Origin of the sequence: Leptospira wolbachii serovar Codice str. CDC (assembly GCF_000332515.2) — a bacterium.
GTDB lineage: Bacteria > Spirochaetota > Leptospiria > Leptospirales > Leptospiraceae > Leptospira_A > Leptospira_A wolbachii.
Genome location: NZ_AOGZ02000014.1, coordinates 2504983 through 2528440 on the forward strand (window position 1 = coordinate 2504983; position 23458 = coordinate 2528440).

Below are 23458 nucleotides of genomic sequence, written 5' to 3' on the forward strand. Positions count from 1 at the left end.
GATTGGTTTAGGAAAGGACAGTAACGGAATACTGTCCTTTTTTTTCGTTTACTTGAAGGTCTAAATCATAGAGATCTGATAGATTTTTGTCAGTTAATACTTTGTCTTTGTCTCCGAAACTTAAAACCTTTCCCTCTTTCATTAACAATACTTTGGAAAAGTCTTCTGGAATTTCTTCAATCCGATGAGTGATAAGTATCCTTGTTAGATGAGGATTCTTTGTCTTTAATTGCGATAATGATTTTCCGAAATCAGTCCTTGCTGTGATGTCTAAGGTGGCTGTCGGTTCATCTAGAACGAGGATTTCTTTTCCTACACCAAAAGCACGTAAAAGTAAAACCTTCATTTTTTCCCCAGAAGAAAGTGTGCTATAGGTTTGGTTTATTTTATGTCCCAGACCTATGGAGTTTAACAAGGATTTGGCGGTTTGTTCTTGTTTTTCTGTTGGGTCTTTGTAAAGGCCTAAGGTTCCAATCACTCCGGTGAGAACCATTTCAAAAGTAGTGAGTCTTTGTAATAAGGATTCTTGGTGGCCTGGTTGCACCATTCCGATTCGATTTTGCAAAGGTGCCATGGGTGTTTCGCCATAAGTTTCCCCAAAGGCAGAAATGGAACCTGTCGTGGGCCAAGAATAACCAAAGAGAAGGTTGATGAGAGTCGTTTTCCCGGCACCATTACGACCAATGATAGCAAGAGAATCTCCTTGGTTTAAGGAAAAATTAACGTTATCTAATATCTTTTTATCGTTTCTAACAAAAGAAACAGAATCAAAAAGAATCACCTTACTCATTGGACTTTTTGAATAGGAGTTCGATTTTATTCACTGCGGCGGAGAACACATCGATATTATCTAAATTAAACTTTGCGAGTAGGTTTTTATCAATGGCATAAAAACCTTTTTTCTGTTCATGGTAATCGGCCATCATATTGGCCATGTAAATTACTTCTACTAAGTCACGTAATTCTGCTGGTGCCAAAAATGGTTTATGATGGTATTCGATAGCAACTCGAAGGTCGAGAGGGAATTCCCACTTTTCAGCAAGAAGAGCTCCAAGCTGAGGATGACTGAGTCCAATGGCCATCTCTTCTAATAGAGTTGAGTTTCCAGAATCGGCCCCTCTTTGGTAGGTTTCGATTTTTTTGAAAAATCCACGATCCACAGAAAGTAAAAGAAACTTTCCTATATCGTGTAACAAAGCACTGACGGCAATGATATCTGCAATTTTATTGGTGTGATTGTTTTCTGTTGCTAGATACCGTGCGTAATAACTGCAGCGACTGGAATGGTCCCATACATCCATCATTTTACCGTATTGGCCATCCATAATTTTGCGAACCCCAGATACATAAAGGAGGTTCCGTAAGTTTTTCAGACCTACAACTTTAACAGCTTGTAAGATGGAACTGACTTGGCTTCTGTTCGCAAAAAAAGCAGAGTTAGAAAGTTTGAGTAAGTCCGCTGAAAGAGCAGGGTTTCTTTCAATTTCCTGAGAGATCATGTGTAAGTCAGAATCTGGATTGTTACAAAGTAAAATAATCTTTGTAAGAGAATGCGGTAGCGGAGGCAGACCATCAATTTCATTTAAGAGTTTTGTTTTTAGGTCTGTTTGAATTTCTACCGGTGTAGTCACTTCCGGGACAGACAATGTAGCGCGTGTTATTTTATCGTTTGTAAAGATCTTGAATTTTTCAGAACCAATGCCTGAATTTTTTAAAAGAAGTTGGATGAGTACTAATCCTAAACCAGCAGACTCTGTACTGTCCGAAACATCAGTGAATGCATCCGAAAGGTCATTGTAGTTCTTGGCAACTTCGATCCTTCGATTAACTCGTGCTAATTCCTCTTTGGTGATGGGAGCGTTGTTTTCCACAGCAAAGTGAATGGATTTACCTTCTACTTTCATAAGAAGGCTTATGTAGTAATTTCCACCGTCTAACCTACCCAATTGTTCATTCCATTTCATGATGATATTTTCTTGGAATCGGGACATTCCTTTTGCGTAATCACCTGAGTTTTGGATATCCAAATTTTCGCGGTTAAAGTAATCGCGTTTTGCATTGGCCTTATTGGCATTCATGAGGAGTTCTTTTAGGACGGTGAAGATCACTTCCACTAAATAGAGTTTGTCCATATACCCCCCATTACATGGACAAGTAATGCGTATATCTCCTGATTTTGTTCTTCTGTAACAAAGTAAAAGTTAATTCTGGATTCTTTTGCGGTTTCTAACTGAGAGATAATATCTTGAAAATTCACAAACGCTTTTTCCCGTAACACTCTTATATTTTAATTTCTTTTGGACGCAATAGATATTTTTTTCGCATCCAATTTCTATTTTGTCCCAGGGGACTTGTATAGTGATTACAACAGTGGAGGAAATCACTATGGATATGTTAGACCAAATGAATTTGCATTTACTTATGCAAGAGAGATTGGAGAAAATTTTAGAGGATATGGAAAGAAGACCTAAGGGGAAATCCAAAAAAACAAAAGGTTTTGATCGAATTCCCGCAAACAAAGAACAAGCAGAGTGGAATCTACAAGAAATACCGGTTCTATTTGGTGCTTAACTTAGTGAAAACCGCAACCAAATATTGAGAGTTTTCCTATGGATGATACCGGATTGGTCTTGGTTGGCCCACTTTGCCAGATCCGTTAATGATGGGGGAAAACCCTGAAAAGATTGTAGAAAATCTGTATAATCCCTCTTTGTTTGGAGACTTTTTTCTTTGGATTCAGAAAGAAACTGAACCCCCGATAAAGATTCCTTTTTGCGAAAGTCTTCCCATGCAATTTGGTTTTTACCTTTTCGCTCGCCAGAATACAGACGTTTGGTGGTAAGTTCTAAACTTTTTTTCCGATTGGTTTCCGGTAGATAAAACCTTTCATATCCTGTTCCATTACAATGCGATTTCCCTCGCTCCGCAAGGTAACTCACTCCACTTACAAAAAATTCTCTATCTTCTATTCCGTCTGTAATCGACAAAACCATTCCGAGTAAATTCAAACTGGCATTTGGATAATGGGGCCATTTTTGTCCTTTTTTTTCCCGAAATTGGTGCTCCAAAATTTGGTCTAGAGGGTGTCCTGTATTCACTAAAATTTTAGGATTTGGTAGATCAAAAATATATGCTGATCCACCTAACCAAGTAAAGATGGGGATATGGGGAGGAATCTCTAATAAAAAATGATAGGCAGTACCTCGGCCAGAGTCAAAAGAAACAATATAATCGGGAATTACCCCATGGAACAGTAAGTATCCGAGGGCAGTGTCACTTGCAAAGATAAGAAAGGATTGGCGTTCCGTTTGGATGGTTTTCAAATCCAATTCTAAACCGGGACTTGCTCCCACAAATAAAACTCGCATTTTCTTTGAAGTGAAGGATTGGAACCATTCAAAATTTTTTCCCTCAGAGAGTAGGGAGATTCTGTTTTTCAAATAGTTATGTGTCCACAATCTCCGGAAATGTTGGATTGTGTTTTGATTGACCCCACCGGAAACAAACTGCGATTGAAAATTGGTTCGGCATTCTACTACTAATTCGGAAAAGAAACGTTCGTAACTAGGTGTAATGTACAAATTCCACTTGGAAAGAAGTGATGGAGATGTATTCGGGAGGTTTTGGACTTTGGTTTTTAACTCAAACCAATTGGGGGAATTACCTGTAATCAAAAATACAGATAATCCTTTGGTTTTTGCCAGATTTTCGAGATTTTGAACTTCCCCCCGGAATTCGTTCAACTCATAAATCTCTTTGTGCGGCTCCCAAAAAACAACGATTTGGTGATGATTTGGATCTACTATGTAAGAACGGAAATTGTGTAAGGCACCGACACCAAGAATAACAGGAATGGAATCAGAGCGAAGGCCGGATAGAAATCGGGAAGCCTCCTTTTCAGGGGAGACTTTCGAATGTAGATAAAAATTGTCGGAAGTTTGAAAGTTATAGAGAAGTTTGTTTTGGAAGTGCGGGATTAGAGGAATGGGAGTAACCTCTTAGTCCTCTTCTTCCTCATCAGCTTCCGCATCGTCATCAGAGTCGTCGTCGAAATCATCATCATCGTCGTCGTCCTCTTCTTCTTCCTCTGCTTCATCACCAAATTCATTCTCGAAACCGTCTTCGAGTTCTGGTTTACGAGCTTCTTCTTCAGGGATAAAATCTTCTTCGATATCTTCTTCTGCATGAGGAGCAAAGGATGCTCCGGCAGTGGAAGTAACTCCAGCCAATTTGTCTTTTTCTGCTTGGAGAATGGCTTTTTCTTCAGAGGAAAGGTATTTCCACTGAACCATATTATTTGTAAGTGCGTATAATGCTTGTACCGTCAATTTACGGTTTTTTAATTTTTTAGGGAGAGTGATTTTATCAATTTTGTCGATCGTACTGAAACCAGCCACGCAAGTTTCGTATTTTTTTTCCCGGCAAAGTTCTATTAAGGATACGATATCGAAGTCTTCTTTATGCGATTGGCTCATTTTCTTAGATTCCCTGATGGAAGAGAGTGGAATGTTAGACCAGGTTGAGGGGCAGGGGTCAGATGTCAAGGTAAAGTTCGAAAACGGGCTTTACAGACGTTCTCGTAGTCCAAACCATGGGGAAGGACCGTCCAATAAATGGGATTTATGAAAGCCTCCCTCATCTTAACTGTTAGTTTATGTCTCATTAGCTGCGCCCCGGCGAAAACCTCCCACTTTGGAGAGGAGTCTTGGGTAGGACTTACCGCAAGCGGTGCCGAAATTTCTTTCTCCCGATTGGAAAAAGAGGAAATTGCACTCAATGTTTACTCTCCCGATTGTGTTCCTTGTTGGAAAGAGATACCGGCACTCAATCTCCTGTACGCTGAAATCGAAACTCGGTTTCCTTCGAAAGCCTTATACATGGTTGTAGATCCCTACCAAATTGTTCCAGACATTACCGATGAGCGCCCGTTTGGTGAAGTATACAAGTTGGCAAAAGAGCGGATGGAAAACGAAGTCAAAAACAGAAAGATCCAAGTTCCCATCGTGTTTATGAAACCACCTTTTCGAGTGAAAGAGGGGGGGCTCATTACAGGAACACCGGAGACTATGCTTTTTGTCACAAAACCTATGCGTTTGTATTATAATTTTTTGGGATCGATTTCGGAACAAACATCGGTAGATGCCATTCGCAAAGAAGCTAAGTTCAATTTCTTTAGATACCAATTTGGAATGGAATCATTATGAGAGCAGTATTCATAAGATTTATCGATTGTGAAGGCCCGGGGATATTAGAACCTTTACTACGCGAAGCGGGATACCGGATCAGTTATCAAAATGCATACGATCGACGTATCCATTTGATGCCAGAAATTCATTTGAATTTTGATTTGATTGTTATGTTAGGTGGTCCTCAGTCCGTAGCAGATCCAGCAGAACAAGAATTTTTTAAGCCATATTATGATATCGTAAACAATGTGGTTGCTTTACCAAACAAAAAACTGATTGGAATTTGTTTAGGTTCGCAAATTATTGCGAAGGCGTTAGGTGCGAATGTTCGTCCTGGAACAAAAGGTCCAGAGACAGGATTTTCTGAACTTCATGTTCTAAAACCAGAACATCCTATCTTCAAAGGAATAGAGAAAGAATCCGTTTTGGCATTCCACCTTCATGAAGATATCTTTGATATTCCAGTAGGTGCAGAGCATTTACTCGCAAGCGATTTTTATGCTAACCAAATGTTCTCTTACAAAAACAAAGTTTTTGCTTTTCAAACTCATTTGGAACCAACTTTAGATATGCTCCATGTTTGGCAGTCGGTTCACAAAGAGTTTATTACAAAAGGGACTGGTGATTTTTCTGAGATTGCCACCAAACAAAAAGTAATGGCCGAAAGCGCCAATACGATATTTCGAAATATTATAAAATTATAACGGACTCGGTATGTTTCAAAAAATATTAACAATTTTATTCGGCAGTAAGTATGAAAGGGATTTGAAAAGACTAAATCCCATTGTGGAAGCTATTAATTCTTTTGAGTCGTCAATCAAAGCGATGGATGATGAGACCTTGTCTCTACAAACTACAAAGTTTAAAGATAGGTTAGCCGCCGGAGAAACGTTAGATGATGTTTTACCAGAGGCATTTGCCACAGTCCGTGAAGTTGCCTACAGAACTTTGGGGATGAGGCATTTTGATGTGCAGATGATGGGTGGTATTTCGTTACATTGGGGAAATATTTCTGAGATGAAAACGGGTGAAGGAAAAACATTAACATCTACCTTGCCAATTTATCTAAATTCCCTTTCTGGTGAAGGTGTTCATGTTGTAACAGTAAACGACTATTTGGCGAAGCGGGATGCGAATTGGATGCGTCCTGTATATGAATTTTTAAAAGTTTCGGTAGGCGTGATCCAACATGACATGGACTACGAAGAGAGAAAAGTAGCCTACAATTCAGACATCACTTATGGAACCAATAACGAATTTGGTTTCGATTATTTGCGTGATAACATGGTGAGTTATAAAGAACACCGTGTGCAAAGGCAACATAACTATGCTATCGTAGATGAGGTGGATTCCATTTTGGTGGATGAAGCAAGGACACCTCTTATCATTTCCGGCCCTGCGGAAGAGTCTACGGACAAATACCTCAAAGTAAATAAAATTATCCCAAAACTCATTGAAGGCGAAGATTTTGAAATTGATGAAAAAGCAAAAAATGTAATTTTATCGGAAGCTGGTGTTCATCACGTAGAAGAATTGTTAGGTGTTGAAAATCTATATCAGGCTGAAAACATTGAGCTCGTTCATCACGTGCAACAAGCATTAAAAGCTCACAAGATATTTTATAGAGATAAAGATTATGTAGTTCAAGATGGTGAAGTGATCATCGTGGATGAGTTTACCGGCCGTTTAATGAAGGGTCGAAGGTATTCTGATGGATTACACCAGTCCTTAGAAGCAAAAGAGGGTGTGGCTATTGCTCGTGAATCCCAGACATTAGCATCAATCACTTTCCAAAACTACTTCCGGATCTATAAAAAATTGGCCGGTATGACGGGAACTGCGGATACGGAAGCAGAAGAATTTAAAAAAATCTATAGTTTGGATGTGATTGTCATCCCTTCTAATTTAAAGATTCAACGCCAAGATATGCCTGACCGTGTTTATAAAACGGAACGTGAAAAATTTGATGCAGTTGTAAAAGACATCCAAGAAAAAGTTTCTAGAAAGCAACCTGTGTTAGTGGGAACAATTTCCATTGAAAAATCAGAAGTCCTTTCTAAACTTCTAGTTTCTCATGGCATCACCCATAACGTGTTAAACGCAAAACAACATGAACGTGAATCCGAAATTGTAGCCAATGCTGGTCGCCCCGGTGCCATTACCATTGCTACGAACATGGCAGGTCGAGGAACGGACATTGTACTTGGTGGGGCACCGAAATACAAAGAAGACTTGGAAAAGTTGGATGAACTTTGCGATTCTTTGGGAATTAAAGCTAAAGCAGAATTAGAAGTTGTTTATAGTTTTCGGGAACATTTGATCAAACAAAAATTCGAAGAAGCCGAATCCAAAATATCGGAAATCCGTAACGAAAACATCAAAAAAGAATGTAATAAAATTCTATCGGAAGCGAAGAAATGGAAAGTAGATCATGACTTTGTGATCGGTGCTGGTGGTTTACATATCATTGGTTCGGAGAGGCATGAATCCCGCCGTATCGATAACCAACTTCGTGGACGTTCCGGTAGACAAGGGGATCCTGGATCTTCTAGATTTTATTTGTCTCTACAAGATGATTTAATGCGAATTTTTGGTTCGGATCGAATTGCTCGTATTATGGATACTCTGAAGATGCCAGAAGGTCAAGAGTTGGAACATAGTATGGTGTCCAATGCGATTGCTCGTGCACAAAAACGAGTTGAGGGCCATAACTTTGACATCAGAAAGCACTTGTTAGAGTATGATGATGTTATGAACCGCCAAAGGATATATATATATGGTATCCGCAATGAACTTTTAGACAAAGGGAATATGTCGAGAACCATTGTTGATTTCTTTGATGAAGTAGTTGAGAACCAAGTTATTTTATATTGCGAAGGCAATAACGTAGATGCTTGGGAAGCCGACTCTCTTAATGAGTGGATTCAAAGTTTGGGAATTACTGAAACGATTGATCCAAAACAATTCAAAAAAGAATCGAATCCACAACTCAAAATATTCGAAGTTGTATCCAAATTAGTAAAAGAATTGTATGAGTTTAAAGTTTCTTCCATAGGTGAAGATGTTTGGCGATCGATCGAAAGAAATGTGTTTTTAGATATTTTAGATCATAGATGGAAAGAACATCTTTATGCAATGGACCATTTAAAAGAAGGAATTTGGACTGTTGGTTACGGTGAAAAAAATCCTTTGATTGAATACAAACTCCAAGGTTTTAAGATGTTTGACCAATTGGTTGAAAACCTTAAGAACGAAGTAGTTTCCTTCCTATTAAAAATTGAGGTAACCGAATCGGATCGCAACCAAGATGAATCCTCACCGAAAGAATACAAAAAGATTGGTGAGGAACAAAGGGCAGAAGTGGATATGTTTGGAAATGAAATCAAATCCAATAAGTCAAAACCTCAAGTATCTTCCACAACAAGTTCCGGTGGTGGATCCGAGAGAAAATCTAGCCGTCGAAAGAAATAGAAAGTAATCACTTTCATTAAAAGAAACAAGATAACCAACTCTAACAATGAGTGTTCTACTCGTCTGTGAGAGTTGGGTTTCGCACTTTGAATAATAGCTACTAATATGTCGGTTTTGGGTGTTCCCAATTCTATTGGGATATAAATCATTCACTCTACGGATTTAGCAACCACTCCATCAATGTCGGATCCGTTATTGTAGGAATGAGGATATACATATCCTGATCCAGTGTTTGGATTTGTAATTGCAGATGCAGAAGTCATTTTGATGAATTTAAATCCTGAAGTTTTGATATTAGTAAGTGCTGTGTTATCGCAAGATGCATTTGTGATTAAATCATCAATGTTGAAACCGTCACCACCACCTAACAAAAAACCATTTCCTTTTGATGTAAAGAGTTGCTCTAGTGACAACGGATTAGAACTCATGTTGTAGAGAACCGGCCTAAGTCCCGCAAATCCTGGCCAAGAGGAAATTTTGTTACTATCCGCTGCCGAGGGGTTGAACCCACTGAGATCGAATCCACAGTAAATGGTTCCATCGTATGATACTTGCACTACCATTGGATCAAAGGCATAACGGTCGCTACTTTCTGTGACTCGGAAAGGATTTTCATAAACGATAAAGTCAAGTCCCGTTACATTTTTTACAGTTTTTCCTCCCCAGGATAAAATTAGAGTAGCACCTGCCCCTGTTAGGTTCAAAGCATAAACATCCAAAGATCCAGAAAGTTCTCCGCCACCGCAAATACCATTAACGGCTTTGGAGGAATCATTGAATCCACTCACATTCGAATTCGCAGAAACTATTGTAACGGCAATGGGTATTCCTGACGGTAAGTTTCCAGAGGGACAATTTGTCTTTGTGTTATTTGCAATTTCCGATGCGACTAAGAGTGCTAATAATTCATTTTGGGAAGTTTTTGGCTCGGGGGAACATGTAAATAAGAAGGTAACTAGAAATAAAATTACCAGGGTTCTGTATGTATTGTAAAAAAGGATTTTCATGTAGTACTCCGTTTGGCTCCAAAATGAATCAGAGCCAAAGTTGATAACTGTTACCAGTTTGTTGGGTTTGACGAAACAAAGAGAGCTTTACTCCAGCCGAAGCCACCACAGCCCGTTCTTGTTGGATCAGCAGAACTATAGGTGGATAGGTTTACATTTTCTGCTTCTGCAAGTGTTGCAAAGTTTGGAAAAACTGTGCAGTAATAAAAACATTTACTCGCCGAGTTTTCGCAACCGACTGTCTTCGGCTCAGTCCATATAACTTTAGTATATTTGTTTGGGCTCCATGCATCAGTTGGAAGGTATTGATAGATAAAAGTTCTATTAACTGTATCAACAGCAATGATTCTTAAATAACTATTTCCAGATGCCCAAATACCAAATCCAGATGGATCTTGTACTATGGAAACATTTGAGGTGAAGCTGGTACAAGAACCCCCGCTACAAAATCCACCTTTCCAATATCCCCTAATCTCTGCTAAAGAATCTATCACACTAGATTTACCTTGTTGTTGGCCAATAATTAAACCAGTGAATAAATTGTTGTTTGCTTCAGACTCATTTACTTTACCTGCTTCAGCGCATGCAGTAAAAAATGTAATTGCTAGAATAGCAATTGTTAGTTGGAATGTTGGTTTCATTTAGATTCTCCTAAATTTTTGTTTGAATTTAGGGGAACACGAACGGGAAATAGGTTTATCTTCATCAGAAGACGAAGAATCTTAAAATCTATAGATAGAAATGTAAGTAGTGTTTTTTCCATACGGGCGCCCCGAGTTTACCTTCGGGGCCCCTTTACATCGTCTGTTGAAACAGTGTAGATGTAAGTGTGCAAAGTTCCCAATCCACGAGAAAACATTGCGGGGAAGATCTGGCTTATCACCTAACGTAGTTTAATTTACATTTGGTGCATCACAGTTGCGGGTCAGCACAGGACTTTCACCTGTTTCCTCCCTGAAGGTAATGTCAGAGTTCCTACCTCGATATTTTTTGTCAATGAATTTAGTTTGCCTTTGTTTTATCTGATAAAGATTTAAGGAAACTTGTAACCAAATCAATTTCTGAATCAATCATTGTGCGGTTCAGTTTGTAGTAGTTCATTCGTCGCACTGCCTCTTTAAGTGTGGGAACGCTACCATCATGAAAGTAGGGTGGAGTCAGTGCTACATTTCGAAGAGGTGGAACTTTAAAAAAGAAGTTGTCTTCTGCGTTTCCAGTAAACTCCGATCTTCCTAAATCGTTTGGATTATACTGATAAACAGTATCTAATTGTGAAAATTGAGATCCACCTAGTAAATTTTGATTGTGACAGCGGTTACATCCAACATCTAAAAAAATTTTTAATCCATCTAGCTCAGCTTTATTGAGTGCTTGTACATTGAATTCAATAAAATCATCGAATTTAGATTTTGATATTAAAGATCTTTCAAATGCTGCTAATGTTAGGCGAATTGAATGGATGCTAGGACTCGGAGATTCTGGAAAGGCATTCGCAAAGAAGGATGTATAACTGGAATCATTTTGAATTCGAGATAATAGTTCGGCCTCTGATGGTAACGACATTTCAAGTGGATTGATAAATGGATCAATTGCTTGGTTATACAATGTGTCCCTTCTACCATCCCAAAAAATAATTGGCAAAAAACCAACGTTAAGGATGGTCGGAGTGTTTCTTTTTCCAATTTGTCCAAATGTCCCACGTGAAGTCGATTGCCGATCCATACCTGCTGCAGTTCCATCGATCGGATGGCAGGTGATGCAAGATTGAACATGGTTTGAAGAAAGTTTATTATCCCTAAATAGTTTATTACCTAATGCAAGTTTTGCGGCTGTGTCTCTTTCTGAGCCGGGAACCGAATCAGGTAATATACCAATTTTTTCTCTAGCTAATGTCTGTAATTCTGCAGCATAAATATAGTCTGAGGCAAAATTTAATACAATTAAGTTGCGAATAAATTTATCCGGTTTTTGTTCTATTTGATAGAAGTTACAGTTAATAAATATTAGGTGAAGAATTGAAAATATGAGTAAATTGAATTTTAATTGATTCGAAAAAAGCAGAGCCGTAAAGGACATAGGGACCAAACAAGGAATTGATCTCTAATCCATCAATCCATTTTTTAGGTTCGGTTTTTAGTATATCGGATTTTTTGTAAAAGGTTTTATTACCTTTCACCTCCGATTTATATTTTCTAATGCGTGCGAAAGGAATTTGTCACTGTAGCAATGGTTCCTGCAATTTCTCCGATCTTTTGACTGACTTGGTTTAAGTCTTCCGAATTGTTTGCAAGTTCTTGAGCACTGCCAGAAAGAGTATTGATTGTATTCACCATATCTTCTGAAGCTTTTTTCTGTTCTCTACTTGAAAACTCGATGGTTTCGGCCATTTCTTGTAATCCATTTAGTTCGGTGGTGACATTGAGTAAACTATTCGTTTGTGTTGTCATCTCTTCTTTTAAATGGTTTACACCAACCTGCATTCTGTTAGATTGTTCTACTATTTCACTGAGTGCACCTACTGTTTCATGGACATGATTTGTGCCAATGCTAACTACAGAATTACTTTTATCAATGAGTCGTTTGATGTTTTTTACAGATGATTGAGTTTTATCGGCTAGTTTTGAAATTTCTTCTGCTACCACAGCAAACCCCATTCCCGCATCACCAGCCCGTGCTGCTTCAATACTTGCATTTAATGCTAGTAAGTTGGTTCTTTCTGAGATTTCAGTAATGAGGTCTACGATCCCTGTGATTTCCTTGGTAACCGATCGAATCTCAGACATTGCATTATCTGTGTTTTGAATGGAGACATTCCCTAAATTTGCCAAATTTGTAGAAGTAATGGATTGGTCAGTTAACTGCAGGAGAGCCATTTCAATATTGTAAATAGAACCTTCAATTGTTTTCATTTCTTCGGTAATTTTAACTATGTTTTTTGTTTCATTTGTTATGAATTGAAACATGATTTCAAAGGAAGTGGTTAGTTCTTCCAAGGATGCAGCAGATTCTTCGGAAATGGAAGCTAATGAAGATGCATTATCGGAAACAGAAATTGCATCTTGTTTTAATTTATAAGATACTTTTTCTGCATCACTTACCGATATCTTCAATTGATTCATGATAGCATTTAGATTTGACAAAAAGAGATTAATCGAATTTGTGATTCTGCCAATTTCATTGGTTCCAAAATTAGGAAGAGTTTTTGTTAGATCGGCTTCACCACTAGAAAGTTCATTTACTTTACTAAGGACAGAAATTAAAGGATTGTTAATGCTTCTTAATATAAAAACAACAAATAAGGTGGATAATAATAAAGAAACCAAAACCAAGATAATGTTCCAGTTCCTTTGGAAAGATAATAACTGAATTCGATCGTTCACAAGTTTCTCGAGAATCATAATCGAACGATCTTGAATATCGCCAGCAAAAGAGTTACCTGTGTTCAGAATAACAAATAGTTTATCGGCAGAAGCCGGTTTGTTTGTAGTTAGAATGAATGTTTCTTTTAATTCTTTGATATAAACTTCACAAGCGGATTTAGCGAGTTGGTTTGCTTTTTTAAGTTCTTCCACATAAGGCGAAGTATCTTCGACGGACTTCGTATACGATTTTTGAATTTCTTTGCAAGTAGATTCTATAAAGTTAATTGATATCAATGCTTTAGTATAACTAATGCTAGAGTATTGTTTGCTTTTTATATTTGTATTCAAATATTCATCACGAACTACCTCATTTAAGAAACCAATATTCTTAAGTATTTCAGGAACTCTGAAAAATATAATTTCCATTTGGTAATAGGAGTTAACTTCTGGATCAAGAATCAGATTAGAGAAGTCACCTACTTTTAGAGCAAGTTCTTGTGTGTCGTTTAGAAAGTTTCTAGATGTCGTTTGATCAAAGTTTTCGATTTTTGAATATTTGTTCCAAGTTATAATCTCTTTTGTGTCTTTTGGGAGTAGGTCCGTTTCTGAAATTTTCATTTTAGCCGTTTCCATTAGAGGAATCAAATCTTCGGTGTTCTCTTGACCAATTTTTAAACGTTTTAATCCTTCGCGGTATGAAAGATAGATTGGCTTCAATGCCTGGATTCCTAATTGCTCTTTTTTAGAAAATTCAATCGTTCCATTTAAAGATCGTACTAAAATAAGCAAAATGATGAATAGTGATGCAATGAGTGGAATCGGTAAAAGTAGAAGTCTACTTTGGATGGAAAACTTTGATAGAAACTTTGACATAGAACCCTTTATCTTCCTGCAGTAGACGAAAAAAATCTACTTCACTTCTAACGATAATTGATTTTCAATAAAGCAATCATTTAATTTTATAGAGGAATGAACGGGAGGGTTTATGAACAAACCCCTGATACTAATTCTGTTGTTTGCCACAGCTTCCTGTGCTCGCACTTTGGAAGTAAAAAATCAAGATAGTCTCTTTGAAAATTGTATGAAGACTTTCCAAGACGAAATCAAATGTCGGGAATTTATGTCGTCATCGGCGAAAGAAATTCAATCCGAAGACGAAAAACGAGAAGCAGTTTTGGCCCAGCTAACAGCAGAGCAATTGGCTGGTATGAAACTTCGAAAGGAGATAAAAGACACTTTGCCGGGAAAAAATGGTAATTTTGTAAGAGAGTATATTGGTTCTCCCGATGAAATCAAACGTGGTGGTGATAGGGAATACTGGGTGTATAAACGACCTATCAGTAAGTTTTCAAGTGACTCTCCACCTGATAAAGAAATTACAGTGATTTTTCGACGTTCCTTTGTTGAGAAAGTAGATTATAAAAAGCCATAACCTTCATACACTTTAAAACATACTAAAAAGCCGGTGTTTGTGATTTAATTACAGATTAGATTCGGATGTTTGGAAGGTAAGAAAATAGTCAGGAGAGAGTATCTCCTGACTTAAGTTTTGTTAGTATATTAAGTAGTCTTTTAAGTCTACCTCGACACCAGCAGTCGTCGTATACTTTTTGTTACAAGCGGAAAAAGCACCAGCAAGGGCTTGTTGCGCAAGGCCATAAGTGAATTGTGGTAAATTACATGGTTGAATAGGGTCATTTACTTTAGAAAGAACGCACTCTTTTAATGCTTTCAATTCGTCAGTTGTTCTTCCATCTAACTTTTTAGAGGAGCAACCTATGCCAGCATTAAAGTATTCTTTTCCACCTACACATGAGTTAGCTGCAGTATAAGCAGCAACACAATTTGCTGTAACCTCTGAGTCGACCACTGAGTTGTTTACTAAGTAAAGTAGAGCCGTTGGGTTATCTTCTTTTTTGGAACCAGAATCAGAGCAGCTAACAAAGTTTGCTGTCATCAGGAGAGCCAAAGAGATTCCTACTAAACCAGATTTAAAGGATTTGTTGTTCATTTTCATCATATTCTCCTTAGAATTTAGCTACCATACCGACAATGATACCGTTTTGGTAAGAAGCCGGTCTTCCGGAAGTGTCTACGAATTGTTGACCAGGACCCCAATCTCTTCTTAAATCTACTTTCACTTGGAGGTTTTCCGTTAGGTCAAAAGTAGGTGTGAAGGTAAGAGTTTTGATTTGTCCGTAGTTACTAACTGCTCTTGTTCCAATGGAATCTTGGAATTTAAGATCATATCTGTCTGCTGGTGTTACAGCAAATAGAGGAGGGTTAACTACGAGTGATCCACCGTAACGTTTGTCATCAAGATACTCAAAACGGAAACCAAGGGCAAAGAAGTTCGTGAATTGATACTTCGCTTGTAATTGGTATGTTTGGTAAATTCTTTTCAGTTTGTTTTCACGGCTTAAGTTAGTATCTTTTGTCAGACCAGCAGCGACTAAACCTGGATCCAAATCAGGAACAAGTCCTGGCATCGCTGTATCTAACTTAGTTTTAGTAACTCCACCTGCTTCGTATCCAAACGCAGCGGTGTTTGTTTGGCCTGATCTTTCACCATAAGTATAGTCAAAGATGGTAGTCAATTTATCAGTTGGTTTGAAGATCAAAATTAAGTTTTGGATCATCCAGTGGTCAGTGTGGAACGATGATTGTTTCGGAAAGGATGATCCTGTAGATTGTTCTAAATAGTATAGAGCATTGTTTTGTCTGCCTTTGATGTTATCGTTAGCTTGCAATGTGTTCCATACAACTTGAAATTTATCAGGTACTACATCATACTTAACTTGAGTTCCAATCGCTCTTGTAGGGTTTGGTCCGTCAGCATAAGCATGTTGTGAAGTGCTAGTTAAACTAGATCCACCCGCAGCATCACCGTAAGGTGATAATCCGTTGTAACCAAATTGTTGGCCGTTTCCTGTGTATCCAGTTCCTTGGGCACTGTTGTAGAGATAAAGACCAGTGGATAGTCTATCATTGATTTGAAGGTTTGCTCTTGCACCTGTATGGATAAATGGAATTGTGTTAAAGAACACATAACCTATCGTGTAAGCGATGTTATCCTTTGAGTCAAGTAGCTCTAAACCAATATGTGTTGCCATTTTACCTACGTCAACTGTCAACCCTTTGAATACAGGGAAGTATGCTGAAACATAAGCTTGTTGTAACAACTGCATGTTATGTAAAGAGTTTGTTGTTTGATACGGACGTTCTTGGTACATGTTGTTCTGTCCGTTTTGCATATCCAAGCGGAAACCCCACGGACTTTCTTTATCCGCCAACTTCTCCATAGAAAGTTTCACTGCGTTTACAGCGAACTGCTTGTTGTAAGTGTGGAAAGTTCCCGCTGTATCTTGGGTAGCCCCTTGCCGGTTATTTGTAGTATAGTTATAGTATACGTCCACATATCCGGAAAAATTTACCAACTCATACCAAGACTTATCCTTTTCCTTTTTATCCTGAGCAAAAAGGGAAGCCTGGGAAAATAAGGTAGCAACGATCGTCGCCAACAGAGTGTATTTATTTCTCATTTGCCATTTCTCCTATGTGAACTTGTTGTGCAAGTTGTGTACCAGGTTGGCGGAGTTTCTTCCTGACCCAGGAAGAAAAAAAGAGAAACACTGTATTTGAATGGGTTCTTGGAGAAAAAAAAATAGTTTTTGATTAATTAAGGAACATTACTGGAGCGGATATTGGCAGATTTTTGAAATTATTTGGTCAAATTGCTTATAAATTCAGCAGAGTGATGCAATAGTCTTGAATATTCATTTTCTTTAGGCGAGTGTAGGACAAGATCTAAAAGATAATTTAGAACCATTCCATAATTGGTTTTTGCCAGTTCAGGGTAGGTTTCGGACAAATGATTTCCGTTGAATTTTATGTCTGTGAGGAGAAGAGGTGGCTCCTCTTCCCAAATTCTAATCATCTGCGATATGCTTTCGCCAAATATTGGTTTAAGTTTAAGAATAAATTCAGCATCAATCTGGATTCGTAACTGGAAGTGCCGTTTAACGGGCGCTAAATACTCTTTTTTTAAGACAAATTCGTTTGGTTCATCGGAATTTTTAATTGTTTCCCATTTGGATAAAAATTCATAAAATAATAAACAGTCCTTTGTATTCTGGCCAGAAAATTTTAGAGTTTTTAGTATTGTTTCTAATTCTTTTAAAGAGATCCCATCAAATAGAGAAAAAAAAGCTAATGCCAATTGCAGCCCAATTAACTCTTTGGAAGTTTGGTCTAATCTTTCTAAAATATCATCTTTCGTAACTAATTGAGCCGGTAGGTCCGGAAGAAAAATTTGGAAGATACTTTCCTCAGCCAACAATTGAATCATACGGGATGGTTTGGGACCTAAAAAAGATTTTAGAACCTCATCTTGGAAACGCTCTAAAGATATTTTTTTTGTAATTTGTTTGGTTTCGTGAATAGCTTTTTTGGTTTCTGGTTCGATCGAAAAATTTAAAGTACTGGCAAACCTTAATGCTCTGATTGGCCTTAAACCATCTTCTGTAAAACGTTTCATTGGATTTCCGATGGTACGAATTATTTTTTGTTCGATATCCCTGATTCCAAGGTGCTCATCTACGAGAAGTCCCGATTTTATATCAAACGCAAGGGCATTCATTGTAAAATCTCTTCGTTTTAAATCTTCAGATAATGTGGTTCCAAATTCTACATGGTCCGGTCGTCTACCGTCTGTATAATCTTTGTCGATCCGATACGTTGTTATTTCATAATTGATTTTGTCCAAAACAACGGTTACAGTACCATGTTCGATTCCTGTGTCTATGACTGTTCGAAACAATCGTTTTACTTGTTTGGGTTCCGCATTTGTAGTTAGATCGTATTCTTTGGGAATTTTCCCCATGACTAAATCACGTACTGACCCACCAACAAGATAACATTCAAACCCTGCTCCTTTCAACGCAGAATCAATTTGTAGTAGATGGTTTAGGTAATTTTGGGGGACTAGGGAATGAATGTCTATTGGCAATTTCTACATTTGCCTCTAAAAACAATTTCGACTGATTCTGTGGAAAAACCTTTCAAGTGTTTGGCGGATGGAATTCCATTCCAAGGGTCATCGATACATTCTATTTTACCACAGACATTACAAATCAAATGTCCATGTGCAGCCGAGACAATGTGGTTTCCATCAGACTTTAACTCAAAGTAGGTGACTCGATCTGTGGAATGGAGAGAGTTTAAAAGATTTTTTTCTTCTAAGTCGGATAAAGCTCTGTAAATGGTAACACGATCCCAAGACTCTTCTTTGGGCAGTTTTTCCATGATTTCCTGGTGGTTTAACGGCCTAGGCGATCCTTGCAGAATGGACAAAACCTGTTCACGATTTTTTGTTACTTTGAGTCCGATTTTTTTTAATATTTGAGAAGGATCTCCAGCCATGATTTGTTTATCCTGTGATGGGGGAAGATTGTCTATTCTAAAATCACGTTTGCTTTCCAGATTTCCCAATACCGAATTCCCATCCGAGTATGGACTTGTAAAAACTCTTCAATTTCCTTTCCCTTCTTTTTTTCTACAATTACGGGAGCAATGCCCAAATCCAATCTTCGGTTGAGAATGGAGTCAATTTCTTCTCTTGCCAATTGGGTGATTCGTTCGCAGTCTTCTTTTCTTTCGGTAAGCTGGGTTTTATATTTTTCGCAGAAGGTGGCAGATTGGAAAGCTGAACTGGATTCTAATAGATCATCCAACTGACGAGAGACTGATTTTTTACAATGGGATAAGAAGATTACTATGACTAAAATGGAGACCGCATTGGTAAAAATTCGAAAAATCAAACCTTGGCGTCCTGTGCTATGTTTGCCAATTGATCAGCTCGAGTATTTTGTTCGCGAGGGATGTATTGGATTTCAAAATTAGGAATGGAAGATTTTAAAGATTCGCATTTGTTTTTGAAAACGAGTAAGTCTTTGTTTTTTACTTTGTATTCACCTTTCATCTGTTTGACGACAAGTTCGGAGTCCAAACGAAATCTAATCTTTTGTAGATTTTGTTTGATTGCTTCTTCCATACCTCTATGTAAGGCCTGCCATTCAGCCACATTGTTCGTGGCATTTCCAATCTTTTCAGATAAAAAGAAAAATTCGATTCCATCATTGTTTTGGAAGGAAACACCAATGGCAGCAGGGCCAGGATTTCCGCGGGAACTACCGTCACAGTAAATGAAGGTGGTATCTTTTGTCGACATAGCCGACAGTCTTTTCTGTGATCTCTCTCTCACCAATCAAAAACACGAACTGAATTTAAAAAAATCTTTTGGATTTTGATTTTTGAAGGACTTTTTTGCGGTGTCGTGGTAAACGGAGCGTATTGGGTGGCGGGTGGATAACCCCACCCAGTCTAGATAGGGCGGGGATATCTTCCTAAAAATCCCAACCTCCCCTAAAAAAAGGAAATTCCATGACCGAACGGGGATTTGGTGCCCTTACCATGTTTGAGAACCGCCTTCGTAAGCTGAAGAAAGAGCGCGAAAAATGGGCGAAACGAGAATCCATCGAGTGTTATCGAATTTACTCGGAAGACATTCCACAAGTATCTTGCATTTTGGATCGGTATCCCAATGGTTTGGTTTTATACGATAAAAGTTCCTTACGTTTCCAAGCGGAAGAAGGACATGACGAACGCTTTGATCGCATTGCCTCTATTGTTCGAGACGTATTTCAGATTTCAGAAGAACAATTGTTTCTAAAGAGACGTAAAAAACAAAAAGGTACTGACCAATATGATAAATTATCCATCGAAGGAAACTTTGAATGGGTAAAAGAATCTAACTTGGAATTTCAAATCAATCTCTCTGATTATTTAGACACAGGTCTTTTTTTAGACCACAGAATCACAAGGGATTGGTTGAGAAAAAAATCTAAGGGGAAGTCGGTATTAAATCTTTTTTCTTATACAGGAGCATTTTCCGTTTATGCAGCGTCAGGTGGAGCCACAAAAACAAAGAGTATAGATCTTTCCAAAACCTATTGTGATTGGGCGTTGAAAAATTTAGAACACAATGGTTTCAAATCAGCAAACCATCAAATGATCAATGCAGATATTTTGCAATGGATGGAAGAGGAAACAAAAAATCCCAACAGGGAACGTTATGATTTAATTTTTCTCGATCCACCTACATTTTCCAATAGTAAAAAAATGAGAGAAGAGTGGGACGTTCAAACCAAACATAGAAATCTTCTTTTATTACTTTTAACAAAATTTCTTTCCGATGATGGGGAAATTTGGTTCTCTACTAATTTTAGAAAGTTCAAAATGGAGGTCGATGAGGAAGAGTGGAAACAACGCGGATTCCAGTGTATTAATCGAACAAAGGAGTCGATTCCGGTAGACTTTCGAGATGAAAAGATCCACCAGTTGTTTTGTATCCGACCGGAGTCTACTTCCTAAACTTCAATACTTAACAAAAGGATCAATTCGTTCGGCGAGGATCCTTCTATTTTCACCTGACTGTAAAGATAAAATTCCTCTCATGATGGCTTGTCGTTCGTTGCTTTCTTGTTTGGCGATCACTTTGAGTTGGTTGGAAATAGGAAGTAAGATTAGGTTGGCAAAAGAAATTCCATAGAAGGTTGCAATAAATGCAGTTGCAATACCTTGCCCAAGAACTTTTGTCCCGCCATCTAAATTTTCCAAAACAGTCACAAGGCCAAGTACAGTTCCAATAATCCCCACAGTGGGAGAAAACCCAGCTGCGGTTTCGAATACTTTTGCTGATTTTAAATCGTTTTTTTCTTCTTCTTCATGCGCTTCCCAAAGAATTTCTTCAATGGTTCGGGGATCAGATCCATCCACAATCAACTGGATTCCTTTTTGTAAAAAAGGATTGTCTAGTTTTTTGGCTTCATCTTCTAAAGATAAAAGTCCGTCTTTTCTTGCCTTTTCCCAAAAACGAAAGAAAATAAGTTTTAGATCGTTTTCTTTTTTTCTAGAAAGGACAAATCTTGTATCTCTTACAGCTTTCGTTACTTGGGAGATGGAGTAAGATGCAAAAGTGGCACCTAACGTACCGCCTACGATCAGTAACATAGCAGGTAAGTGGAAGAAGGACCGTAAGGAAGCACCTTCAATCAAAATAGCAACAAAAACCGATAAAACGGCTGCGAGTATTCCGAGTAGTGTGGAATGGATCATTGGATTCTTGCCTCTCTCACATCAGGTCGAGTGCTCAACCGTCTCAGTGAATCTTTTTTTTCTATAACTTCGTTTTTGAGCCGTTCCCAAATCACAGAATCTGGATTTTCTCTCATCCTTGCTCCTATGATTGGTTCAACTTCTTTCCAATTTTCTTGGTTGATTAATAATCGAATACGAGCTAACTCTAGTTCGCTTGCTTGGTCAATTTGGTTGTTAGATCTATAGAATTTTTCCAAAGAACTCATTGTAAGAAGTGCATGATTCCAATCTCCCAAGGATTCGAACATAGGAATCAAAGAGTTCCAAGCAAACTCTTGAAATTCTGCATCCGAACTAAGATCTTCCAGGATGGGAATGTATTCTGCCTCAGGAGTTGTGAATTTCAAACTATTAAAGGCAATCCGCAACAAATCCGGTTTTGGTGGTTCGAATTTCCTAGCAACGGCAATGGCATCTAATGCTAGTTTGTTTTGCCCGATGTTATGGTAAAACCTTGCGTATTCCGCAAACGACTCATAATACAAATGTTTGATTTCTAAAGCGTCTTTTCGTAAATCACCAGATGAATATTTTAAAATGGAATCGAGTGCAGTAACAACTTCCAGGGTTGTAGCATTGTCTAATTTCTCTGCAAAATACTTTAGTTTCCAATCTGCCGGAAGTGTTGGCGCAAATCCAATTTTTGATTCCATATAACTAGGATAGTAAATGTCGAAGTTCCAATAGGACTTTCTGTTTAAAAGTGACAGTGCATTGATGTGATGAAACTGATTGGATTTATTTCTAGTGGTTAAGATGAGGAATGGATGTTGTTCTTGGCTCAGTCTTTCTATATAAGAAATAATTTGTGATTGGTTGGAACTCAGTCCTAATACAATAGTTTTGCCTTTGATTTCCGAACGTTTTGGTAGAAAGGGATTGGATTCAAAAGGTAAAACGGATTTATAAAATATAAATTCCTCTTCGTTGAATGATATGTTTGTAATCGCAAAAGGAATGGGGTCGAAGATTTCTTTTTTTGAAAATGGAGAGTTGGTTCGTATTGTCGGTGGTGAAAAGAAAAGTAATACGATCAATGATGCGGCGGCCAACATCATTATCCTCGGCAGGCGTACAATGTGTTTTTGCATTAAGTAAGGGTACATCAAAACCGGAACAAATAACAATGCAGAGACGGTCCGAATTCCCATCGGTAAATTCCAAAAATATAACAAAAAAGAAAGACCAAGATAAATACTGGTCTCTAATCCAATAAACATATACTCTTTGTAGGCAGTTTTATTGGGTTTAAAAAATCCAACGATGGAACCTGTGATGATACAAAGGGCAATAAAGAAAGAACTCCAATAGGTTTGGTAAATAAAAAAGAAAAAAGCAAATAATAGAGCCACTCTTCCAATTAAGAATACTGCTTTGGTTTCTTTTTTTAATCCCCCAAGTAAGGACAAAACTCTACCAAAGATCACAGAAAATGATACAGAGAGGATCAGTGGTATTTTGGGTCCGGGTTGAAAGTATAAATGTAAAATACAATATGAGATGAGTAACGATAACGCAGATCTGTAAAATGGCGCAAATAACGGATGTTTACCGATTTTTGATCTTATTTTGTAGAACTTGCTGGAATAAGGACTTCGTTGTACAAAAGTACTAACGAGATATAAAGATAAAAATATATAAAGAACAGCTAACAAAACTTTCATGGAATAGTTTTGGTTGGGTTCAAATAAAGAATAAAACGTAAAAGCCGTAACACCGAGGGCAAAACTTAAAAAACGGAAGTCACGTAAAGACCCACCATAAATACCCACAGAAAATGCAGACAAAACCCCACTAAGTAAAACCAATTCAAAGGAAAAAATATAATCGATCAGAAACTCAGCAGAATTTGCCCGAAAAAACCAAAAGATCTGAATGACAGCAGCAGCTAAAAGGGCGATCGCTAAACCGACAGGTAACGTTTGTTTGTATTTCCTGTAAATGAACCCAACTGCAAACGATACAACTAGAAGTATCTGTAATACAGGATAAGCCGTATCTGTACGATCGATCAGAGCAAGTTCAGATCCGGCTACATAAAAAAATAGAGAGAGTACATAACCAATCGAAAGGCTAAGACTAAACTCGAGTGAGGGGAAGAGGCCGGTTTCCCAGAAACGTTTCCATTGAGAATCCATAGAATTAGCTACCAAAGATGTTTGATAGGCCTCATTCGCAAACTAAAGAAAATCTTATTTTATTTGGCAGTGCACAA

General features: G+C 37.9%; 21 protein-coding genes, 1 pseudogene and 1 riboswitch. Of the genes and pseudogenes, 6 read left to right on the forward strand and 16 right to left on the reverse strand.

Annotated elements, in window-relative coordinates; all coding sequences use genetic code 11:
• Nucleotides 1–7 precede the first annotated feature (7 nt).
• Complete coding sequence (locus tag LEP1GSC195_RS17205) at nucleotides 8–790, reverse strand: ABC transporter ATP-binding protein (protein WP_015681736.1); 783 nt, start codon at nucleotides 788–790, stop codon at nucleotides 8–10.
• Nucleotides 783–2257: pseudogene (locus LEP1GSC195_RS17210) on the reverse strand (HDOD domain-containing protein). The gene LEP1GSC195_RS17205 and the pseudogene LEP1GSC195_RS17210 overlap by 8 nt, the downstream one beginning before the upstream one ends.
• A gap of 101 nt (nucleotides 2258–2358) precedes the next feature.
• Here LEP1GSC195_RS17210 and LEP1GSC195_RS17215 point away from each other — a divergent pair.
• Entirely contained in the window at nucleotides 2359–2571 is a 213-nt protein-coding gene (locus tag LEP1GSC195_RS17215) for a hypothetical protein (RefSeq protein WP_232227830.1), read from the forward strand.
• On the opposite strand, the gene LEP1GSC195_RS17220 is transcribed toward LEP1GSC195_RS17215, so the two are convergent.
• Both LEP1GSC195_RS17220 and LEP1GSC195_RS17225 read right to left on the reverse strand, forming a co-directional pair.
• Nucleotides 2568–3743: a 6-hydroxymethylpterin diphosphokinase MptE-like protein gene (locus LEP1GSC195_RS17220; RefSeq protein ID WP_015682000.1), complete on the reverse strand. Its 1176-nt coding sequence runs from the start codon at nucleotides 3741–3743 to the stop codon at nucleotides 2568–2570. The genes LEP1GSC195_RS17215 and LEP1GSC195_RS17220 overlap by 4 nt on opposite strands.
• A gap of 255 nt (nucleotides 3744–3998) precedes the next feature.
• Entirely contained in the window at nucleotides 3999–4475 is a 477-nt protein-coding gene (locus tag LEP1GSC195_RS17225) for a hypothetical protein (RefSeq protein ID WP_015681424.1), read from the reverse strand.
• A 147-nt stretch (nucleotides 4476–4622) separates the two neighbouring features.
• Between LEP1GSC195_RS17225 and LEP1GSC195_RS17230 the strand changes: the two genes are divergently transcribed.
• From LEP1GSC195_RS17230 to secA, 3 genes are read left to right on the forward strand one after another with little or no spacing between them, the layout of a single operon-like run.
• Nucleotides 4623–5204 (forward strand): hypothetical protein, encoded by a 582-nt coding sequence (locus LEP1GSC195_RS17230; protein WP_232227831.1) that lies wholly within the window; start codon nucleotides 4623–4625, stop codon nucleotides 5202–5204.
• Nucleotides 5201–5890 (forward strand): type 1 glutamine amidotransferase, encoded by a 690-nt coding sequence (locus tag LEP1GSC195_RS17235; RefSeq protein ID WP_015682764.1) that lies wholly within the window; start codon nucleotides 5201–5203, stop codon nucleotides 5888–5890. The genes LEP1GSC195_RS17230 and LEP1GSC195_RS17235 overlap by 4 nt, the downstream gene beginning before the upstream one ends.
• Before the next feature lie 10 nt (nucleotides 5891–5900).
• Nucleotides 5901–8657 (forward strand): preprotein translocase subunit SecA, encoded by a 2757-nt coding sequence (gene secA / locus LEP1GSC195_RS17240; RefSeq protein WP_015682574.1) that lies wholly within the window; start codon nucleotides 5901–5903, stop codon nucleotides 8655–8657.
• Between the two features lie 149 nt (nucleotides 8658–8806).
• Here the strand turns inward: secA and LEP1GSC195_RS17245 are convergent, their stop codons facing one another.
• The 4 genes from LEP1GSC195_RS17245 to LEP1GSC195_RS17260 form a co-directional block, all read right to left on the reverse strand.
• Nucleotides 8807–9664, reverse strand: a complete 858-nt coding sequence (locus LEP1GSC195_RS17245) for an LIC_13355 family lipoprotein (RefSeq protein WP_015682120.1) — start codon at nucleotides 9662–9664, stop codon at nucleotides 8807–8809.
• A gap of 50 nt (nucleotides 9665–9714) precedes the next feature.
• On the reverse strand, nucleotides 9715–10305 hold the full coding sequence (locus tag LEP1GSC195_RS17250; RefSeq protein WP_015680987.1) for a hypothetical protein: 591 nt from the start codon (nucleotides 10303–10305) through the stop codon (nucleotides 9715–9717).
• A gap of 204 nt (nucleotides 10306–10509) precedes the next feature.
• Nucleotides 10510–10662: riboswitch (cobalamin riboswitch) on the reverse strand.
• Between the two features lie 4 nt (nucleotides 10663–10666).
• On the reverse strand, nucleotides 10667–11740 hold the full coding sequence (locus tag LEP1GSC195_RS17255; RefSeq protein ID WP_051122370.1) for a cytochrome-c peroxidase: 1074 nt from the start codon (nucleotides 11738–11740) through the stop codon (nucleotides 10667–10669).
• A gap of 116 nt (nucleotides 11741–11856) precedes the next feature.
• Nucleotides 11857–13899 (reverse strand): methyl-accepting chemotaxis protein, encoded by a 2043-nt coding sequence (locus LEP1GSC195_RS17260; RefSeq protein WP_015680736.1) that lies wholly within the window; start codon nucleotides 13897–13899, stop codon nucleotides 11857–11859.
• Between the two features lie 112 nt (nucleotides 13900–14011).
• On the opposite strand from LEP1GSC195_RS17260, the gene LEP1GSC195_RS17265 reads away from it, so the two are divergent.
• Nucleotides 14012–14458, forward strand: coding sequence for a hypothetical protein (locus tag LEP1GSC195_RS17265; protein ID WP_015682649.1), 447 nt, complete (start codon nucleotides 14012–14014; stop codon nucleotides 14456–14458).
• A 120-nt stretch (nucleotides 14459–14578) separates the two neighbouring features.
• Here the strand turns inward: LEP1GSC195_RS17265 and LEP1GSC195_RS17270 are convergent, their stop codons facing one another.
• From LEP1GSC195_RS17270 to LEP1GSC195_RS17295, 6 genes are all read right to left on the reverse strand, one after another.
• On the reverse strand, nucleotides 14579–15037 hold the full coding sequence (locus tag LEP1GSC195_RS17270) for a hypothetical protein (protein WP_232227832.1): 459 nt from the start codon (nucleotides 15035–15037) through the stop codon (nucleotides 14579–14581).
• A gap of 16 nt (nucleotides 15038–15053) precedes the next feature.
• Nucleotides 15054–16568, reverse strand: coding sequence for an outer membrane beta-barrel protein (locus tag LEP1GSC195_RS17275; protein WP_015681619.1), 1515 nt, complete (start codon nucleotides 16566–16568; stop codon nucleotides 15054–15056).
• Between the two features lie 179 nt (nucleotides 16569–16747).
• Complete coding sequence (locus LEP1GSC195_RS17280) at nucleotides 16748–18034, reverse strand: CCA tRNA nucleotidyltransferase (protein ID WP_040506938.1); 1287 nt, start codon at nucleotides 18032–18034, stop codon at nucleotides 16748–16750.
• Nucleotides 18025–18447, reverse strand: a complete 423-nt coding sequence (locus LEP1GSC195_RS17285; RefSeq protein WP_002973507.1) for a Fur family transcriptional regulator — start codon at nucleotides 18445–18447, stop codon at nucleotides 18025–18027. The genes LEP1GSC195_RS17280 and LEP1GSC195_RS17285 overlap by 10 nt, the downstream gene beginning before the upstream one ends.
• Nucleotides 18448–18479: 32 nt before the next feature.
• Nucleotides 18480–18845, reverse strand: a complete 366-nt coding sequence (locus LEP1GSC195_RS17290; protein ID WP_015682427.1) for a hypothetical protein — start codon at nucleotides 18843–18845, stop codon at nucleotides 18480–18482.
• Nucleotides 18842–19255 carry a ribonuclease HI family protein gene (locus LEP1GSC195_RS17295; protein ID WP_015681904.1) on the reverse strand — a complete coding sequence of 138 codons (414 nt, stop codon included), beginning with the start codon at nucleotides 19253–19255 and terminating at the stop codon, nucleotides 18842–18844. The genes LEP1GSC195_RS17290 and LEP1GSC195_RS17295 overlap by 4 nt, the downstream gene beginning before the upstream one ends.
• Before the next feature lie 212 nt (nucleotides 19256–19467).
• Between LEP1GSC195_RS17295 and LEP1GSC195_RS17300 the strand changes: the two genes are divergently transcribed.
• Nucleotides 19468–20457 (forward strand): class I SAM-dependent methyltransferase, encoded by a 990-nt coding sequence (locus LEP1GSC195_RS17300; protein ID WP_015681127.1) that lies wholly within the window; start codon nucleotides 19468–19470, stop codon nucleotides 20455–20457.
• Between the two features lie 3 nt (nucleotides 20458–20460).
• On the opposite strand, the gene LEP1GSC195_RS17305 is transcribed toward LEP1GSC195_RS17300, so the two are convergent.
• Nucleotides 20461–21201, reverse strand: a complete 741-nt coding sequence (locus tag LEP1GSC195_RS17305) for a motility protein A (RefSeq protein ID WP_015680617.1) — start codon at nucleotides 21199–21201, stop codon at nucleotides 20461–20463.
• Complete coding sequence (locus LEP1GSC195_RS17310; protein ID WP_015681163.1) at nucleotides 21198–23381, reverse strand: hypothetical protein; 2184 nt, start codon at nucleotides 23379–23381, stop codon at nucleotides 21198–21200. The genes LEP1GSC195_RS17305 and LEP1GSC195_RS17310 overlap by 4 nt, the downstream gene beginning before the upstream one ends.
• Nucleotides 23382–23458: the final 77 nt, after the last annotated feature.

Excerpts from the sequence above, each read along its gene's own strand:
- LEP1GSC195_RS17205 (WP_015681736.1), bottom strand. The coding sequence starts at position 790 with ATGAGTAAGGTGATTCTTTTTGATTCTGTTTCTTTTGTTAGAAACGAT.
- LEP1GSC195_RS17225 (WP_015681424.1), bottom strand. The coding sequence starts at position 4,475 with ATGAGCCAATCGCATAAAGAAGACTTCGATATCGTATCCTTAATAGAA.
- LEP1GSC195_RS17230 (WP_232227831.1), top strand. The coding sequence starts at position 4,623 with ATGAAAGCCTCCCTCATCTTAACTGTTAGTTTATGTCTCATTAGCTGC.
- LEP1GSC195_RS17235 (WP_015682764.1), top strand. The coding sequence starts at position 5,201 with ATGAGAGCAGTATTCATAAGATTTATCGATTGTGAAGGCCCGGGGATA.
- secA (WP_015682574.1), top strand. The coding sequence starts at position 5,901 with ATGTTTCAAAAAATATTAACAATTTTATTCGGCAGTAAGTATGAAAGG.
- LEP1GSC195_RS17245 (WP_015682120.1), bottom strand. The coding sequence starts at position 9,664 with ATGAAAATCCTTTTTTACAATACATACAGAACCCTGGTAATTTTATTT.
- LEP1GSC195_RS17250 (WP_015680987.1), bottom strand. The coding sequence starts at position 10,305 with ATGAAACCAACATTCCAACTAACAATTGCTATTCTAGCAATTACATTT.
- LEP1GSC195_RS17255 (WP_051122370.1), bottom strand. The coding sequence starts at position 11,740 with ATGTCCTTTACGGCTCTGCTTTTTTCGAATCAATTAAAATTCAATTTA.
- LEP1GSC195_RS17260 (WP_015680736.1), bottom strand. The coding sequence starts at position 13,899 with ATGTCAAAGTTTCTATCAAAGTTTTCCATCCAAAGTAGACTTCTACTT.
- LEP1GSC195_RS17265 (WP_015682649.1), top strand. The coding sequence starts at position 14,012 with ATGAACAAACCCCTGATACTAATTCTGTTGTTTGCCACAGCTTCCTGT.
- LEP1GSC195_RS17270 (WP_232227832.1), bottom strand. The coding sequence starts at position 15,037 with ATGAACAACAAATCCTTTAAATCTGGTTTAGTAGGAATCTCTTTGGCT.
- LEP1GSC195_RS17275 (WP_015681619.1), bottom strand. The coding sequence starts at position 16,568 with ATGAGAAATAAATACACTCTGTTGGCGACGATCGTTGCTACCTTATTT.
- LEP1GSC195_RS17285 (WP_002973507.1), bottom strand. The coding sequence starts at position 18,447 with ATGGCTGGAGATCCTTCTCAAATATTAAAAAAAATCGGACTCAAAGTA.
- LEP1GSC195_RS17295 (WP_015681904.1), bottom strand. The coding sequence starts at position 19,255 with ATGTCGACAAAAGATACCACCTTCATTTACTGTGACGGTAGTTCCCGC.
- LEP1GSC195_RS17300 (WP_015681127.1), top strand. The coding sequence starts at position 19,468 with ATGACCGAACGGGGATTTGGTGCCCTTACCATGTTTGAGAACCGCCTT.
- LEP1GSC195_RS17305 (WP_015680617.1), bottom strand. The coding sequence starts at position 21,201 with ATGATCCATTCCACACTACTCGGAATACTCGCAGCCGTTTTATCGGTT.
- LEP1GSC195_RS17310 (WP_015681163.1), bottom strand. The coding sequence starts at position 23,381 with ATGGATTCTCAATGGAAACGTTTCTGGGAAACCGGCCTCTTCCCCTCA.